General features: G+C 55.9%; 9 protein-coding genes. 2 read left to right on the top strand and 7 right to left on the bottom strand.

All coding sequences use genetic code 11. The annotated features are described in order from the left end of the window. Positions 1-78: 78 nt before the first annotated feature. The 3 genes from carB to ACO5R6_RS05350 all read right to left on the bottom strand — a co-directional run bounded on the left by carB (position 79) and on the right by ACO5R6_RS05350 (position 8,271). Complete coding sequence (gene carB / locus ACO5R6_RS05340) at positions 79-3,300, bottom strand: carbamoyl-phosphate synthase large subunit (RefSeq protein WP_485626156.1); 3,222 nt, start codon at positions 3,298-3,300, stop codon at positions 79-81. Further along, the gene (locus ACO5R6_RS05345; RefSeq protein ID WP_485626157.1) at positions 3,287-4,369 is read right to left on the bottom strand and encodes a carbamoyl phosphate synthase small subunit; all 1,083 of its coding nucleotides are present in this window, start codon (positions 4,367-4,369) and stop codon (positions 3,287-3,289) included. The genes carB and ACO5R6_RS05345 overlap by 14 nt, the downstream gene beginning before the upstream one ends. A 101-nt stretch (positions 4,370-4,470) precedes the next feature. Continuing rightward, the gene (locus ACO5R6_RS05350) at positions 4,471-8,271 is read right to left on the bottom strand and encodes a phosphoribosylformylglycinamidine synthase (RefSeq protein ID WP_485626158.1); all 3,801 of its coding nucleotides are present in this window, start codon (positions 8,269-8,271) and stop codon (positions 4,471-4,473) included. Positions 8,272-8,450: 179 nt separating this feature from the next. On the opposite strand from ACO5R6_RS05350, the gene ACO5R6_RS05355 reads away from it, so the two are divergent. Beyond that, positions 8,451-9,335, top strand: coding sequence for a LysR family transcriptional regulator (locus ACO5R6_RS05355; RefSeq protein WP_485626159.1), 885 nt, complete (start codon positions 8,451-8,453; stop codon positions 9,333-9,335). Positions 9,336-9,352: 17 nt separating this feature from the next. Here the strand turns inward: ACO5R6_RS05355 and ACO5R6_RS05360 are convergent, their stop codons facing one another. Next, positions 9,353-11,761 carry an ATP-dependent DNA helicase gene (locus tag ACO5R6_RS05360; RefSeq protein ID WP_485626160.1) on the bottom strand — a complete coding sequence of 803 codons (2,409 nt, stop codon included), beginning with the start codon at positions 11,759-11,761 and terminating at the stop codon, positions 9,353-9,355. Between the two features lie 380 nt (positions 11,762-12,141). Here ACO5R6_RS05360 and ACO5R6_RS05365 point away from each other — a divergent pair, with 380 nt between their 5' ends. Continuing rightward, entirely contained in the window at positions 12,142-13,524 is a 1,383-nt protein-coding gene (locus tag ACO5R6_RS05365) for a citrate/2-methylcitrate synthase (protein WP_485626161.1), read from the top strand. Positions 13,525-13,573: 49 nt separating this feature from the next. Here the strand turns inward: ACO5R6_RS05365 and ACO5R6_RS05370 are convergent, their stop codons facing one another. From ACO5R6_RS05370 to ACO5R6_RS05380, 3 genes are read right to left on the bottom strand one after another with little or no spacing between them, the layout of a single operon-like run. Next, a complete protein-coding gene (locus ACO5R6_RS05370; protein WP_485626162.1) occupies positions 13,574-14,623 on the bottom strand; it encodes an alpha/beta fold hydrolase in 1,050 nt (349 codons plus the stop codon). A gap of 10 nt (positions 14,624-14,633) precedes the next feature. Beyond that, positions 14,634-15,404, bottom strand: a complete 771-nt coding sequence (locus tag ACO5R6_RS05375; RefSeq protein ID WP_485626163.1) for a glycerophosphodiester phosphodiesterase — start codon at positions 15,402-15,404, stop codon at positions 14,634-14,636. A 17-nt stretch (positions 15,405-15,421) separates the two neighbouring features. Next, complete coding sequence (locus tag ACO5R6_RS05380; RefSeq protein ID WP_485626164.1) at positions 15,422-16,915, bottom strand: MFS transporter; 1,494 nt, start codon at positions 16,913-16,915, stop codon at positions 15,422-15,424. Positions 16,916-16,956: the final 41 nt, after the last annotated feature.

The raw sequence follows: 16,956 nt of genomic DNA on the forward strand, positions 1-16,956 counted from the left end.
GTCGCTTGCGACAAGGACTAATATAGCAAAGTCCCTGTCCCTCGTCAACAGAATTTTTTAATTATTTCAGGCATTATTTCAGGCACCGGAATTGCGCTTCTTCACCTTGGCGATGTCGATCAGGGTGAACTCGTTATACTTGTTCTCCATGGCGGAGGCCAGGGCATTGGCCGTATCGATGGCAGTGATACAGTAGACGCCGGTCTCGATGGCATTCCTTCGAATAAGGAATCCGTCTCGGTTCTTGTCGCCGTGTCCCTCCGTCGGGATGTCGATAACCAGGTCGATCTTATGCCCCAGGATCAGATCCATGACATTGGGAGACTCCTGTGAGATCTTATTGACCCAGAGCGCCTCTATCCCTCTCTCCTGCAGATACTTGGCGGTCCCCCTGGTGGAATAGATCTTATAGCCAAGAGCTGTGAAGCGTCTGGCGACCTCGACCGACTCCTCCTTGAACTGGTCGGCGACAGTCATAATCATCTGTTTATATCTGGGCAGAGAGATCCCGGCGCCTGAGAAAGCCTTATAGAGGGCCTCATTGAAGGTTCTTGCAATGCCAAGGCACTCTCCGGTTGACTTCATCTCCGGACCGAGGGAGATCTCTGCCCCGCGCAGCTTCTCGAAGGAGAAGACCGGCATCTTGATCGCCACGTAATCCGCCTCCGGCTGCAGACCGGGCCTGTAGCCCATATCCCGGATCTTCTCCCCGCAGATAGCCCTGGTGGCCAGATCCACAATCGGGATCCCGGTCACCTTGGATATATAGGGAACGGTTCTGGATGACCTCGGATTCACCTCGATCACATAGACATCCTCATCGATGTTGATGAACTGGATATTGATCATCCCCTTGACGTGGAGGGCCATGGCCAGCCGCCCGGTATAATCCTCCAGCTTCTTTTTGACGAAATCGCTGATCGTGTGTGCCGGATAGACCGAGATGGAGTCTCCCGAGTGAATGCCGGTTCGCTCGATGTGCTCCATAATCCCCGGGATCAGGATATCTTCACCATCGCAGATGGCATCAACCTCGATCTCCTTGCCCTGCAAATACTTGTCGACCAGGATGGGATGATCCTGGGCAATCCGGTTGATGATCCCGATAAATTCCTCGATCTCCGCATCATTGAAGGCAATCTGCATGCCCTGACCGCCCAGAACATAGGAGGGACGGACCAAAACGGGATAGCCGATCCGGTTGGCGACCTCCTTGGCCTCTCCGGCCGTATAGACCGTACCGCCGGATGCTCTCGGAATACCTGTCTTCTGCAAGATCTCGTCGAAGAGCTCCCGGTCCTCAGCCGCGTCTACATCCTTGGCCTCGGTTCCCCAGATGGGGACTCCCATCTCGATCAGGGCCTGGGTCAGCTTAATGGCAGTCTGCCCGCCGAATTGAACCACAGCTCCGTCAGGCTCCTCGACATCCACGATATTGCGCACGTCCTCCGGCGTCAGGGGCTCAAAATAGAGCTTGTCAGCCACATCGAAGTCCGTGGAGACGGTCTCCGGGTTGTTGTTTACGATGATGGTCTCATAGCCCTCCCTGGCGAAAGCCCAGGTGGCGTGAACCGAACAGAAGTCAAATTCAATCCCCTGACCGATCCGGATGGGGCCGGATCCGAGGACCAGGACCTTCTTCTTGTCATGGGTCTTTCTGGCCTCATTTTCTCCCTCGGAGTACACCGAATAATAATAGGGGGTCTCTGCGTCGAACTCGGCCGCACAGGTGTCAACCATCTTGTAGTTGGCCCGGATGCCGTTCTCGTAGCGCATCTTCTCTACTTCCTTCGTCTCTATGCCGCAGAGCGAGGCGATCAGGGAATCCGGGAATTCCATCCGCTTGGCCCGGCGCAGGAGGTCCGGCGTCAGTGGGTCGCTCTTTAAGCGTTTTTCCATCTCCGTTAGGATGGCAATCTTATCGATGAACCAGAGATCCACCTTGGTGATTGCGTGAATGGTATCCGGCCGGATTCCCTGCCGGAGGGCCTCCGCGATTCGCCAGATCCTTCGGTCATCCACCAGGGTCAGTTCCGCCTTGAGTTCCTCATCGGTCCGGTTCGAGAAATCATAGCTCAAGAGGGAGTCGACATGCTGTTCCATGGACCGAATGGCCTTCATCAGGGCCCCCTCGAAGTTGTCGCAGATGGACATAACCTCTCCGGTGGCCTTCATCTGGGTGGTCAGCCTGCGCTGGGCTGTGATGAATTTGTCAAAGGGGAGGCGGGGAATCTTGACCACGCAGTAGTCCAGCATGGGCTCGAAAGAGGCCATGGTCTTTCCCGTGATGGAATTCTTGATCTCATCCAGGGTATAGCCCAGAGCGATCTTGGCCGTCACCTTGGCGATGGGATAGCCGGTCGCCTTGGAGGCGAGGGCGGAAGAGCGGGACACACGGGGATTGACCTCAATCACGCAGTACTCGAAGGAATCCGGATTCAGGGCATACTGGACATTGCAGCCGCCGGTAATGCCGATCTCATCTATGATGCGCAGGGCCGAGCTGCGGAGCATCTGATACTCCTTGTCCGAGAGGGTCTGGGATGGGGCCACGACAATGGAGTCTCCGGTGTGAACACCCACAGGATCCAGGTTCTCCATGTTGCAGACCGTAATCACATTTCCGGCCCCATCACGCATAACCTCATACTCGATTTCCTTCCAGCCGCCGATATAGCGCTCGACCAGAACCTCATGGACACGGGACAGGCGGAGTCCGTTGGTCAGGATGTCAATCAGTTCATTTTCATTTGCTGCAATTCCGCCCCCGGACCCGCCCAGGGTGTAGGCCGGGCGCAGGACAACGGGATAGCCGATGGTCTTGGTGAAGGCGATTCCGTCCTCCACATTATGGACAACCTTGGAGGAGGCGATCGGCTCACCGATCTTCTCCATGGTGTCCTTAAATCCCTGACGATCTTCCGCCTTGAATATGGTCTCAGGGGTCGTTCCGATCAGGCGAATGCCATGTTTCTCCAGGAATCCGGACTCCGCCAGCTCCATGCCCAGATTGAGTCCCGCCTGTCCTCCCAGGGTGGGAAGGACAGAGTCCGGTCTCTCCTTCAGGATAATCTGCTCCACGACCTCGGCGGTCAGGGGCTCGATGTATACCTGATCGGCGATCTCCTGATCGGTCATGATGGTCGCGGGATTGGAGTTGACCAGGACGACCTCGACCCCCTCCTCGCGCAGAGACCGGCAGGCCTGGGTCCCGGCGTAGTCGAACTCAGCCGCCTGGCCGATGACGATGGGGCCGGATCCGATGACTAGGACTTTCTTGATACGACTATCTCTGGGCATTCGTCTTCTCCTCCATCATCTCTATGAAACGGTCAAACAGGAATTCACTGTCCCTAGGGCCCGGACAGGCCTCCGGATGGAACTGCACCGTAAAGATATTCTTATTCTCATAGGTCAGTCCCTCGTTGGTCAGGTCATTGACATTGACAAAAGCGGCCCTTGCAACGGAGGGATCCACAGAGTCCGGATCAACCGCGTAGCCATGATTCTGAGATGAGATGTAGACCCTTCCCGTACTGAGTTCCCGGACCGGATGGTTGCCTCCGCGGTGCCCGTACTTGAGTTTGAAGGTCTTGGCCCCCGTGGCCAGGGCCATCAGCTGATGGCCGAGACAGATGCAGAAAACAGGCAGGTCGGACTCATAGAACTTCCGGACCTCCCGGATGATCTGCACATTCGTCTCGGGATCTCCGGGCCCATTCGTCAGCATGATCCCGTCCGGGCCATCGGCGAGGACTTCCTCAGCCGGAGTATGGGCCGGATAGACGGTCACCTGACAGCCTCGTTCATTCAAGGATCCGGCGATGTTTCTCTTGGCGCCGAAGTCCATAAGTGCCACCTTCTTGCCGGCACCGGGAAGGACATACTTGTCCTGACAGGTCACCTTACTTACGACGTCACCGACCTCATATGCTCTTAACCCGGGCAGGATGTCATCGAGTCTGTAATTCTCATCGGTGGTAATCATCCCGTTCATGGTTCCCCTGTCGCGCAGAATCCGGGTCAATTTTCGGGTGTCGATTGCGCAGATGCCCGGAATATCGTTGTCTTTCAGGTAATCACCGATGCTTCCCTGGCTGCGGAAGTTACTGGGCAGTCTGGACAGTTCCCGAACAATATACCCGTCCACCCAGGGACGAGAGGACTCCATATCGGGCGTTATGCCGTAGTTTCCGATCAGGGGATAGGTCATGCAGACAGCCTGTCCCGCATAGGAAGGGTCGGTCAGCACCTCGAGATAACCGGTCATGGAGGTGTTGAATACGATCTCGGAAATAACCTCCCTCCTCGAACCGATGCTTACTCCCTCGAATACGGTCCCGTCTTCAAGGATCAGAAATGCTTTCATCTGTCCAGTCCTTTCCATAATTTACCAATAGGCCCTACCGGGTGGACCAGCCGTCCTGCCCGATAAAGCCTAAACTTAAAGTATCGTATCACACTGGATATTCAATGAAAATAGTTTATTCCGCTCTCGAAGATGCGCATATCCTGCTCTCCATAGATATTGATGGAGACCCCGTCGCCCCGGCGCTCGGAATGACACATCTTGCCCAGAACTCTTCCGTCGGGAGAGCAGATCCCCTCAATCGCCATATAAGAGCCGTTGATGTTGTACTCCTCGTCCATGGTGATATTGCCGTCCATGTCCGAGTACTGGGTCACGACCTGTCCGTTGGCAAAGAGCTTGTCAATCCAGTCACCGGAAGCGACGAAGCGTCCCTCTCCGTGCGAGGCCGGATTGGCGTATACCCGGCCCAATTGAGCCTCCTGCATCCAGGGACTCTTGTTGGAGACGAGCTTGATGTAGGCCACTTTGGAAATATGCCGGCCGACCGTATTATAAGTCAGGGTCGGAGAATCCGCCGTCTGGGCCTGAATCTGTCCGTAGGGAACCAGTCCCAGCTTAATCAGGGCCTGGAAGCCGTTGCAGATCCCGAGAACCAGGCCGTCTCTCTGTGACAGGAGCTTCTCGACCGCCTCTTTCATCTTCTCGTTGCGGAAGGCAGTCGCGAAGAATTTCGCGGATCCCTCCGGCTCATCTCCCGCGGAAAAGCCCCCCGGGAACATGACAATCTGGGACTTGTCAATAGATTTGGAGAAGGCCTCGACTGACTCCCAGATGTCATTGGCATTTCGATTCCGAAAGACCTGAACGATCGTCTTGGCTCCGGCTCTCTCAAAGGCCTCTGCCGAATCATACTCGCAGTTGGTCCCGGGGAAGACCGGAATGAAGACAGTCGGTCTTGCCAGCTTATTCTGATTGACATAGATCTTCTTGGCTTGGTAGATCGGGGTCTCTATCCGGTCGGTCCTGTGATCGGCCCTGGTGGGGAACACCTTCTCCAGAGGTCCGGTCCAGCTGTCGATTGCCTCATCGACGGACAGGTCCATACCCGCGCAGCTGAACCTGCCGTCAGCGGTCAGCCGGCCCAGCCTGCGGACCGAATCGGCAAGCCCCCTCTCAGACAGAATCCGGTCGAATTGATCTTCCCGGGCCGAATCGATCTCAGCCACAAGACTTCCGGTTGAAAATGCGAAGAGATCCTCGAATCTCACATCCTCGTCCAGAACGAATCCCATCTTGTTTCCGAAGGCCATTTTGGAGAGCGCGGCTGCCGGCCCGTGCGCGTCCAAAGCATAGGCAGACTCTATCATTCCTGCCCGGACTGCCTCTGAGAAAGCCTGATAGAGGCGCATAATCTGCGCATAGTCCGGCAGATCATACCTGTCTCTTGCCGCCGAGAGGAGGACAATCCTGTTTCCGGCCCTCTTGAACTCAGGTGTGATCAGGTCCGGGACTTCCGCCAGATCGACGGCGAAGGAGACCAGCGTGGGCGGGACATCGATCTCATTAAAGGTCCCGGACATGGAGTCCTTGCCCCCGATGGATGCAAGGCCCAGGCGAAGCTGGGCATGATAGGCCCCGAGCAGGGCCGTAAAGGGCTGGCTCCAGCGCCTGGGATCCGCTGACATCCTTCCGAAATACTCCTGAAAGCTAAAGTGAATCCCGCGATAGTCTCCTCCGGCGGCCACAATACGGGCGACTGACTCCAGGACCGCGTAGTTGGCTCCGTGATAGGGGGACCAATCGGACAAATAGGGGTCAAATCCATAGGCCATCATGGTCACTGCCCGGCATTTCTTGCCGGCCACAGGGACCTTGGCGACCATGGACTGGGTCTCTGTCAGCTGATATTTACCTCCGAAGGGCATATAGACGGATCCTGCTCCGATGGAGCTGTCAAATCTCTCCACCAGCCCCTTTTGTGAGGCGACATTGAGGTCAGAGAGCAGGGCAAGCCAGGCCTTCCTCCGGTCCCCGGACACAAGCGCCTCCTCCACGGCGGGAAGGGAGATCTTCCTGGTGTAGTTGTCTCTCTCCTCGGGCAAAACGACATGAACTTCGGTCTCCTGGTGGGCTCCGTTGGTATCTAAGAAGGCGCGGGACAGGTCCACGATCTTCTTCCCCCTCCACCGAAGTACCAGGCGCGGCGATTCCGTGACAGTCGCGACCTCAACCGCCTCCAGATTCTCCTCGCCCGCATAGGCTAAGAAGCGATCGACATTCTCTGGATCAACGACAACTGCCATCCGCTCCTGAGACTCGGAGATGGCAAGCTCCGTCCCGTCCAATCCGGCGTATTTCTTGGGAACCAGGTCCAGGTTGATATCAAGGCCGGCCGCAAGCTCTCCGATGGCGACAGAGACGCCGCCGGCGCCGAAGTCATTGCATTTCTTGATGATATAGGAGACCTCTTCCCTGCGAAAGAGGCGCTGGAGCTTGCGCTCTGTGGGCGCATTGCCCTTCTGAACCTCGGCTCCGCACAGGTGTGTGGACTCCGTATTGTGCGCCTTGGATGAGCCGGTAGCGCCCCCGATCCCGTCGCGGCCGGTCCGGCCGCCCAGGAGGATGATCCGGTCTCCCGGATCGGAATTTAAGCGCCGGACGGCCCGGCGGGGGGCAGCTCCCATGACGGCGCCAATCTCCATGCGCTTGGCCACGTAACCCGGATGGTAGATTTCCTTGACATAACCGGTGGCAAGTCCGATCTGGTTTCCGTAGGAAGAATAGCCCTGGGCCGCCTCTCTTACGATTTTCTTCTGGGGCAGCTTTCCCGGAAGAGTCTCCTTGACAGAGGCCCGAGGATCCGCAGCTCCTGTCACCCGCATGGCCTGATAGACATAGGTGCGGCCGGACAGGGGATCACGGATGGCGCCTCCCAGGCAGGTGGCAGCGCCGCCGAAGGGCTCGATCTCTGTGGGGTGGTTGTGGGTCTCATTCTTGAAGTTGATCAGCCAGTCCTCGGTTCTGCCGTCCACCTCAATGGGGACGACGATGGAGCAGGCATTGATCTCGTCGGACTCCTCCTGGTCGGTCAGCTTTCCTTCCTTCTTCAAGATCTTGGCGGCCGCAAGAGCGATATCCATGAGGCAGACAAACTTGTCCTCCCGATCCTTGTAGAGGATCCTGTAGTTGTCCTTGTATTCGGCAAATGCCCTCTTGATGGGGTCTGCATAGAAGCCATCCGGAATCTCGACCCCGGTCAGTTCCGTGGAGAAGGTCGTGTGCCTGCAGTGATCGGACCAGTAGGTGTCCAGAACGCGGATCTCGGTCATGGTCGGATCCCGGTCCTCTTCCCCGGCGAAATATGCCTGTATCCACAGGAAATCCTCAAATGTCATGGCCAGATGCAGGGACTCATAGAGCCTTCTCAGGGGAGCCTCCGCCATCTCTCGGAATCCATCGAACACCATGACGTCGGCGGGCTCCGGATATCTGACATCCAGGGATTCCGGCTTCAGGTCGCCGCACTCTCTCGAGTCAACCGGATTGATGCAGTGCTTCTTGATGGCGGCCAATTCCTCATCCGATACCTGGCCCTCGATAACATAGGTGGTCGCCGTACGGATCATCGGATCCTCATCCTTATTCAATAGCTTGAGACACTGTTTTGCGGAGTCCGCCCTCTGATCGAACTGGCCCGGCAGATATTCCACGGAGAATCTCAAGCCCCTGTGGTCAAAATCCTCCGCATAGACCTCGTCAACCGGGGGCTCGGAGAAGACCGTCTCAACAGCTTGGGCATAGACCTCGTCCGAGACATTTTCCGCATCATAGCGAATCAGGATCCGGACCCCGGTCACGCTTTTGATTCCCAGGTAGCTTCGAATCTCCTTTTCCAGTTCCCTGGCCGCTACGGCATAGCTGCGTTTCTTCTCAACATACAATCGTCTGACAGCGCTCATGAATCTCCCTCCGATTCAACCGACACAGGCTCTTTTGCGGATAAAGTGCCCGCAAAAAACTATTGAAATTATAGCATAGGGCCTTTTTGGCCGAACATTATACTTTCTAATTCAAGTCATTAGGCTGTATAATAGGTTTGTCCTATTTTTAAATCGCACTTATAGAATCGGAGTCGATCATGGATGTCAATTACGAGTTGTACCGTGTCTTCTACTATGTTGCCAAGAACCTCTCTTTCTCTGTGACCTCCAAGCAGCTCTTCATCTCCCAGTCAGCGGTCTCTCAGTCCATCAAGACCCTGGAGAAGAAACTTGACCGGCAGCTCTTCATCCGGTCCACCAAGAAAGTCGCCCTGACCCCTGCCGGAGAAATCCTCTTCAAGCATGTGGAGCCGGCCGTCAACCTGATTATGCGGGGAGAAGACCAGCTCCAGGACGACGCCATCACCGCATCCGGCCAGCTGCATATCGCAGCATCCGACACCATTTGTCGCTACTTCCTGATCCCCTATTTCAAGAAATTTCACCAGAAATTCCCCGACATCAATATCCGGGTCACCAATGCCACATCCATCGCCTGCGCCGACCTCTTGGAACAGGGCAAGGTCGACCTGATCGTCTGCAATCACCCCAATATGCGCTTATCCGGAGCGACCATCTCTCACACCGTGGCCAGGTTCAAGGATGTCTTCTGCGGAAACCCCAATTGCTTTGACCTGTCCCGGCCCATGACTATGCGGGAGCTAAGCCGCTTCCCCCTCATGACCTTAGAGAAGCACTCCACCACCTCGGAGTTCCTGCACAAGCTCTTCCTCCGGCAGCAGATGGAGTTTCTTCCGACCATTCGCCTGACCTCTAACGACCTCCTGATTGATCTTGCCAAAATCGGTCTTGGCATCGCCTTCGTCCCCGACTTTTGCGTTCGAAAGGAGAGCAAGAACCTGGTTGTCATCCATCTCACGGACCGGATCCCCGACCGCCAGCTGGTTGTGGCCACCATGCCCTCTCTTCCTCTCACGCCGGCCGCAAGGGCCTTTGTTGACCTCCTCCCGCATCTTAACTAGCGTCCAGTCGAATCCCGTCACGGGTCCAGCGCCTTCCAGAAGTCCCCGAGCCGATCCTCGACATGATTCAGACGGATCCTCTGATACTTCCTCCACTCTCTGGGAAAGCAGGCCATATAGTCTTCCCGCAAGAACCGATCGTCCAAAAGAGCGATCAGTCCCCGGTCGGACTCGGTTCGGATTACGCGACCTGCCGCCTGCAGGACCTTGCTCATCCCCGGATACAGGTAAGCATAATCATAGCCCTCCCCCTCCCCGAAAGCGGAAGTCCTCCGGTCAAAGTAATTCTTCAGAATTGTCGTATAGCGGTTGACCTGAGGCAGGGGAACTCCCACAATGATCGCCCCGATCAGGGACTCACCGGTCAGGTCGATGCCCTCGGAGAAGATCCCTCCCGTAACGCAGAAGGCCAGGAGGCTCCCCGGCTCCCTCTCTCGAAAGCGATCAAGGAAGTGTTCCATGTCCAGCTCGGACATCTTCCGCTCCTGGACGATCAGCCTGCAGTCTTCCGGCTGTATCGGCGTGAACTCCTGCAGGACATCCCGGAGGAACTGATAGGACGGGAAGAAAACGATATAATTGCCCCCTCTTGCTAAGCTGATCTTGCGAATATAGGCCGCATAGCGCTGATAGGTGACCGGCCCCCGCTCCTTATAGCGGCTTGAGATATCCGAGGCAATAAAAAGACCGCGCCGGTCCTCTGAGAAGACCGATTCCGCATAGATGGCATAGGCCTCCCTGTCTGTCGACAGGAGCTTCTTGTAGTAGCGGATGGGAAGCAGGGTCGCCGAGAAGAAGACACAAGACCTGGCCCGTGCAATCCGCTCACTCAGAAGAAATGAGGGGTCGATGCAGTAGAGATGGATGGCGGCATTCCTCCCATGGGACTCCAGAGAGATCACATAGTGGTCGTCCAGCCAATCCGTAATCGACAGAAAATAGCGGATTCGAAAGTAGATATCAAGGACCTGCTCGTGCTCTTCCACAGGAAGCCCCTCCTCCAGATAGGAGGAGATCTCTGCGGCGACATTCATGAGGGAAAAGACAAAAGGATCCACCTGCTCCAGGATCTGATCGCCCTCCTGCTCCCGGGCCCGGTCCGTGAAGAAGCGGCTGCACCGGCCTGCCCCCAGGACCAGTTTCCTCTTCCTTCCGCGAAAGGCACGCCGCAGATCCAGAAAATCATTCTTGTAGAGGACTTCCGAGTACATCTGCCTGGCTCGGTCTACCAGATTGTGTGCCTCATCGACCAGAAAGAGGTCCTCCCTCTTCTCTCCCTGACGAAGGAGAGAGGACAGGCAGACATTGGGGTCAAAGACATAGTTGTAGTCGCAGAGAATGTTGTCGCTGAAGGATGCGAGATCCAGGCAGAGCGCATAGGGGCAGACCTGCCGGTCTTCGGCAAGAGAGACCAGGCTGTCCCTGTCAAAGAGGTCCCGGGAGGTCAGGCCCTCATAGAGGACATCGTTGATCCTGTCATAATGCCCCCTTGCATAGGGACAGTCCTTGGGGTTACAGGACCGGTGCTCGAGCAGGCAGAGTTTCTCCCTGGCCATGATCTCCGTGGTCTTGCCCCGGTAGCCCCGGTCTGCCAGAAGCTGAATGGTCTCTCTTGCCACTCTTCTGGTCATGGACTTGGCCGTCAGATAGAAGATCCGGTCCACTTCTCCCTCTCCCATGGCCTTCAGGGCCGGAAAGATGGTGGACAGGGTCTTGCCAACACCTGTCGGAGCCTGAATATAGAGTATTTTCCTACGGTGGATGCTCCGGTAGACATCTGCGGCCAGTTTCTTCTGCCCCGGCCGATATTCATAGGGAAAGTCCATCTTGCGGATGCTCTCTTTACAGACCTTCTTCCAGTGAAAGCGAAAGTCCGACCAGCGCCGGTAGGCCTCTATCTCCCCTGAGAACCAATTTTGAATCTCCGCAAAGTCAAAGGCCAGGCAGAACTGCCTGACCTCCTCGGTATCCAGGCTGACATAGGTCATCTGCACCCGGATTTGGTCCAGGCCCTTCTGCAGGGCGAAGATATAGGCGTATGCCTTGGCCTGGTCCAAGTGCACCGGGACCGGTTCCTCCAGGGTCAGAACGTCCAGATACATTCCCTTGATCTCATCGATTATGACCGGGAAGGATGGGTCGGGCCCGCCGCTCTCCCCCTCCTTGTAGATCACGCCGTCAGCCCGTCCTGTAATGACAAGATCGTAGTCTCCCATATCAACCACAAGCTCCAGGGGCAGCTCCGGATGATAGTCGTGGCCGGCCGTCTTCTGTAATTTCCGGTGGATCCGGCTCCCCGCCTGCATGGCGCCAAGAGCATCTCTCCCGATCGTCCGGTCGCCAATATCTCCCCTCCTGCCCAGAAATTCCACCAGGCCGCGGACAGAGATGGAGATCTGCCCGCGCTTCGTATTCGCTTGGTCCATGGCAAGAATCCCCTCTCCGATCAATGCTCGTCCGTCTCTGTTCTTATGATTGATGTGTGATATGACAGCAAAAAGACCCAGCATCCGCTCGTAATTTTGACTCCTAGCGCACAGCTAGGTGGGTTACCGCACTCTGCTTTTTGCCTTCCACGACAATCGGTGGCATGACAGCCGGACAGCTGATATAGGAGTCCCGTTTAAAGTAAATGTAGGTTCAAAATATACGAGTTGTGGACACTAAGGTCAACTCCATACTACTCCATCCCCCGGCCGCCTTCAAGGGCATGGTCCTATGTATACATGCTTTCGGCGTCCGGTCTGATTGTCTGAAATATCGGAAAATGATAGAATAAGAGTCATATTTTCAAGGAGGTTTGCCTATGTCTTCCGGTAAGTATTCAGAAATCACTCCCATGATCCGAGATCTGGCCAAACTGTCTCAAGAGGCCTCATATATCAACCCGGAGCTCTACAGCACTTACAATGTCAAGCGGGGTCTGCGTGACATCAACGGGCGGGGTGTCCTGGTCGGGATCACGGATATTTCTGAGGTCAATGCCATAAAGCAGGTCGGAGACGCCATTATCCCGTGTGACGGTGAACTCTACTACCGCGGCTACAATGTCCAGGAGATCGTCCGCAACCAGTCCGCCGACAACCACTTCGGCTTTGAGGAGATCACCTATCTCCTCCTCTTCGGAGATCTGCCGACCCGGGATCAGTTCGCCTCCTTCAAGCGTCTTCTGTCCGACTACCGCAGTCTGCCCACCAATTTCACAAGAGATGTCATTATGAAGAAACCCAGCCGGGACATGATGAACACACTGGCCAGGTCGGTCCTGACTCTCTATGCCTATGACGGCCGCCCCGACGACACTTCCCCTGAGAATGTTCTCCGCCAATGCCTGCAGCTGATTGCCAACTTCCCCCTCCTCTCCGTCTACGGCTATCAGGTCTACAGGCACTACTACGAGAATAACTCTCTGATCCTCCACAACCCCGACCCCGGGCTCTCCACAGCCGAGAACATCCTCCACTGCCTGCGGGCGGACTCCCGCTTCACCCCTCTGGAGGCCAAGCTCCTGGACGTCTGCCTGATCCTTCACGCGGAGCACGGCGGCGGTAACAACTCCACCTTCACCACCCACCTGGTCTCCTCCTCCGGCACAGACACCTATTCCGCCATAGCGGCGGCCCTGGGGTCTCTCAAGGGGCCCCGCCACGGCGGCGCCAACATCAAGGTGGTTCAGATGTTTGCCGATATGAAGGACAAGCTCCGGGACTGGACCAGCGAGGAGGAAGTAAAAGCCTATCTGAGCGACCTTCTCGACGGGAAGGCCTTCGACCGGGCCGGCCTCATTTACGGGCTCGGTCATGCGGTCTACTCCATCTCCGATCCCCGCGCCATCACCTTCCGATCTTTTGTCGAGAGCCTGTCTCAGGAGAAGGGCTACGAGAAGGAGTATGCCCTCTATCAACTGGTCTCACGCCTGGCCCCGGAAGTCATTGCGGACAAGCGCAAGATCTACAAGGGCGTCTCCCCCAATGTCGATTTCTACTCCGGCTTTGCCTACCAGATGCTGGGCCTGCCCGTCGAGCTCTACACCCCCATCTTCGCTATCGCCCGTATCGCCGGCTGGTCTGCTCACCGGATGGAGGAGATCTCTTCCGACTCCAAGATCATGCGTCCGGCCTACATGACTGTCCAGCCCCACAGGGATTTCATCCCCATGGAAGATCGAAAATCCCCGGAACAGGCCTGATCTCTCAGCCCGCCCCGGGGTTCTATAAGCGCTCGGCTTCATTGCAGGGTCAGTCGGTCAACTCCTTTAGGAATCGAAAAATTCTCGCGTAATAATTCCACCGTATCCGATCGCTGGCATTAAAGAGTTCGTGTTTGGCGCCTTCATAGAAGACCCACTCCGTATTCGCGGTCCGATCCGCAAATACGGCATGTCCTTCGTTGTCAACGAGCGCATCATTCCCGGCGCTGAAGAGGAGGATCGGGATCTGAATCCGCCCCGCCTCCTTCAGGACTTTCGCTGTGGCTCGGAAGCTGGCGGCAGCCCAGCCGGACGACATGCGATTGGTCTGATAGTGACTGTCTTCCTGCCTCTTTTTAAAGATATACATATAGCGGTTCAAAGACATGGCGCTGCTGGTCTCAAATGCCGGCTCCCCCGTCCAGGGCCTGGCCCCATGAAAGGGGACTTTCTCCTGTCGCAGGAGCGCAATTTTCGCCCTCATCAGGGGAATGATAAAGGGTGGGATGCCATTTGTCCTGACGGCCAGCATGGGGGAGCTCAGGATTGCCCCGTCAAAATCTCCCGGATAGGTCTCCAGATAGAGACTCCCGACCGCCCCGCCCATGGAATGGGCAAAGAGGACTTTTTTGAGTCCCTCGGTCTGCGGTTTTACAATCTCCTCCATGAAGACGCGCAGATCTTTCACATAATCCTCATAATCCCTGACATGAACCAGGTCATCTTCTTGTACTTGTCTGGCAGAGTAGCCGTGGCCCCTGTGTTCCAGAAAGAAGACATCGTAACCCTCTCTCCAGTAATACTCCGCCATCTCGTGGAACTTGCACCAGAAACCGCAGTAACCGTGAATCATCACGATACAGGCCCTGGCCCTGTGGTCCTGGTCGAGCCCGGCCATGTAATAGCGAAGCGTCAAGCCGTCAAAGGTCTTGAAGTCTCCCCCCCTCACATATCTGTCTCTCCAGTTCCGATTCTCGCCCTCCATATGGGCGTCATAGTCATCCTCTCCCAGCAGGCGGATGCCTGGGGGAAATTCTATATCAGAGACCTCCTCCGGGCCTATCACAAGGGGCCGGGTCTTGTTCTTTTGCTCCTTCATCGATCCCTCTTCATCCCATTTCTTCTATGACCCCGGCCACCCGGTCGGGGTAATTGCTGATGATCGCAGATACGCCCGCCTGACAGCAGAGCCTCATGTACTTCTCTTCATTGACGGTCCAGACGTTGACCGCAAGACCTCTCCTCCTGCAATCCTCCATAAATCCGGGGAATTGAAGATTGTAGAGGGCCGGATGAAGTGCGTCCACCCCGTATTTCCGGGCATAGGCCGGCATATCGATAATCCCGTCCGCATAGAGAAAGCCAAGCTTGGCATGAGGGGCCAGTTCTCTCATGTGGCGGATCGTGTAGTGGTTGAAAGACGAGTAGATCACCCGGTCGGCAAAGCCGCAGGCGTCCGTCAGCCGAAGGATCTTCTCCTCGATCTCCGGATAGAAGACAATCCCTGTCTTCAGCTCAATATTGATGTAGAGATCCGTGTCCGCAAGCAGGTCGAAGACCTGGCGCATGGTCGGGATACCGACCCCTGCATAGGCCTCCTGTCCGCAGGAGAAATCGAGCCGCTGCAACTCCTCTAAGGTCATATCCTTGATCCAGCCGCTCCCGTTGGAGGTTCGATCCACCTCCTCGTCATGGCAGACGACAAGTTCACCGTCCCTGGTCAGCTGGACATCCAGTTCAACCCCATCCGCGCCCAGGGCAGCCGCCTTGGCAAAGGCTGGCAGGGTGTTCTCGGGGCAATAGCCGCTGGCTCCCCGATGTGCCCAGACCAGGGGGCGACTTCTCTCAAATGTCTTTCTCTGATCCCTTTGATGCAACATTGAAATGATCCTCCGCTTCACTTGCTTCTGCCATGGTAGGCATTCGTCTTGTTCCACAGCTCCTCGTATGCAAAACCGGTCACCCGCTCTAAGACAGCCCGATCCTCTTGACTGGTCAGGCCTTCTTCCTCGCCTCTTCTTCTGGCGATCTCTGTTTTCACAAGGGCAAATTCTCTCTTGCTGATCGGGAAGATATAGGCGCAGACCAAAAGCAGGGTGATCAGAATCGCAGGCAGAGCAATGAAGATGGCGGCAATCCCCCTCTGGGTATACAGGGCCTGGCGCATGCCGGACTTGGCGATGCTCCCGTCATAGCCCACCAGAGAAACCAGAATCCCAATCAGCCAGACAGACAGACCGGCGGAGATCTTTCTTGCGAATGTCGCCATCCCTGAGACGATTCCCGGCCGGCTTATGGAAGTAATCAATTCATCTACGTCAGCCATATCCGCCATAATTGCGAAAATACTGGTCAGAGTAGCCGCATTTCCGATTCCGATTCCGGCAGCCAAAAGCAGGATCGGAACAATCGGCGCGTTCTCATAGGAGAAGAAGACAAGCGCCAGGGTGCAGGCCAGGCGGATCGGAGCCCCGATCAAAAGGGCTGTCCGCTTGGAGATCTTCGGCATGATCGGCGCAAAGAGCAGCATGCCCACCAGTTGCGACAGGAGAAGAACTCCCATCAGCTTGGTCATATAGCCCTTGCTGTAGCCGTTTAAGACTTCATCCACATAGTAAAGGGCCATGCCGGAGACGAAGTCCATAGCGCACTGGCCAGACAGATAGATCCCGATGAAAATCCGAAAGGACTTGCTCTTGAAGACAGATGCGGCCTCAGAGAAGCTGTCCGAGAGCCTGGTTTTCACCGGCGGCTTCAATCTCTCCCAGGTTCCCAGGAAGGTGATTACGGCGGACAGGGCGAATAAGAAGCCAAACAGGATCGCCACATTGAGATAGAGGCTTGTGTTGAGCGTGTCCTTAATGACAAGCGTAGGAACCATACCCGCTGCAATAGAACCCACGGTAGACCAGATCATCCGAAGACTCGAGAACTTGGACCGGATAGAATAGCTGTCGATCATGTCCGGAAGAAGCCCGTTATAGGGAACCATGATCACCGTAAAGGCGGTTGAAAAAAGGCAGTAGATCACCACATAGTAAATAAAGAGCAGGCCGGTATTCTGGGTTGGGATCGTTGTCCACAGGAGAATAAAGCTGATCCCGGATAGAATTCCTCCGATCAGGATATAGAGTCTCTTTGGCCCTATTTTCGATGTCGTCCGGTCCGTGATGTTCCCCATCATAGGATCTGTCACTGCGTCCCATACCTTCCCGACCATAGGAATCGTCCCGGCCAGAGCCGCAGGAATCCCCAGAGCCTTGGTCAGAAAAATCAGAAAGAAGGTGTTGACGATGACGAATGCACCTCCCCCAAAGAATTCCGCCATCCCATAGATCAGGCCGGCTCTGACACTGGTTCCCCGATATTTTCCCCCGATTTTCTCGTTCATTGAAAAAACCCCCTGTTGATGAATATGATGATTTATTTTAT

The sequence above is a fragment of the Shuttleworthella sp. genome (assembly GCF_057251025.1).

Excerpts from the sequence above, each read along its gene's own strand:
- ACO5R6_RS05355 (WP_485626159.1), top strand. The coding sequence starts at position 8,451 with ATGGATGTCAATTACGAGTTGTACCGTGTCTTCTACTATGTTGCCAAG.
- ACO5R6_RS05365 (WP_485626161.1), top strand. The coding sequence starts at position 12,142 with ATGTCTTCCGGTAAGTATTCAGAAATCACTCCCATGATCCGAGATCTG.
- ACO5R6_RS05345 (WP_485626157.1), bottom strand. The coding sequence starts at position 4,369 with ATGAAAGCATTTCTGATCCTTGAAGACGGGACCGTATTCGAGGGAGTA.
- carB (WP_485626156.1), bottom strand. The coding sequence starts at position 3,300 with ATGCCCAGAGATAGTCGTATCAAGAAAGTCCTAGTCATCGGATCCGGC.
- ACO5R6_RS05380 (WP_485626164.1), bottom strand. The coding sequence starts at position 16,915 with ATGAACGAGAAAATCGGGGGAAAATATCGGGGAACCAGTGTCAGAGCC.
- ACO5R6_RS05350 (WP_485626158.1), bottom strand. The coding sequence starts at position 8,271 with ATGAGCGCTGTCAGACGATTGTATGTTGAGAAGAAACGCAGCTATGCC.
- ACO5R6_RS05370 (WP_485626162.1), bottom strand. The coding sequence starts at position 14,623 with ATGAAGGAGCAAAAGAACAAGACCCGGCCCCTTGTGATAGGCCCGGAG.
- ACO5R6_RS05375 (WP_485626163.1), bottom strand. The coding sequence starts at position 15,404 with ATGTTGCATCAAAGGGATCAGAGAAAGACATTTGAGAGAAGTCGCCCC.
- ACO5R6_RS05360 (WP_485626160.1), bottom strand. The coding sequence starts at position 11,761 with ATGGACCAAGCGAATACGAAGCGCGGGCAGATCTCCATCTCTGTCCGC.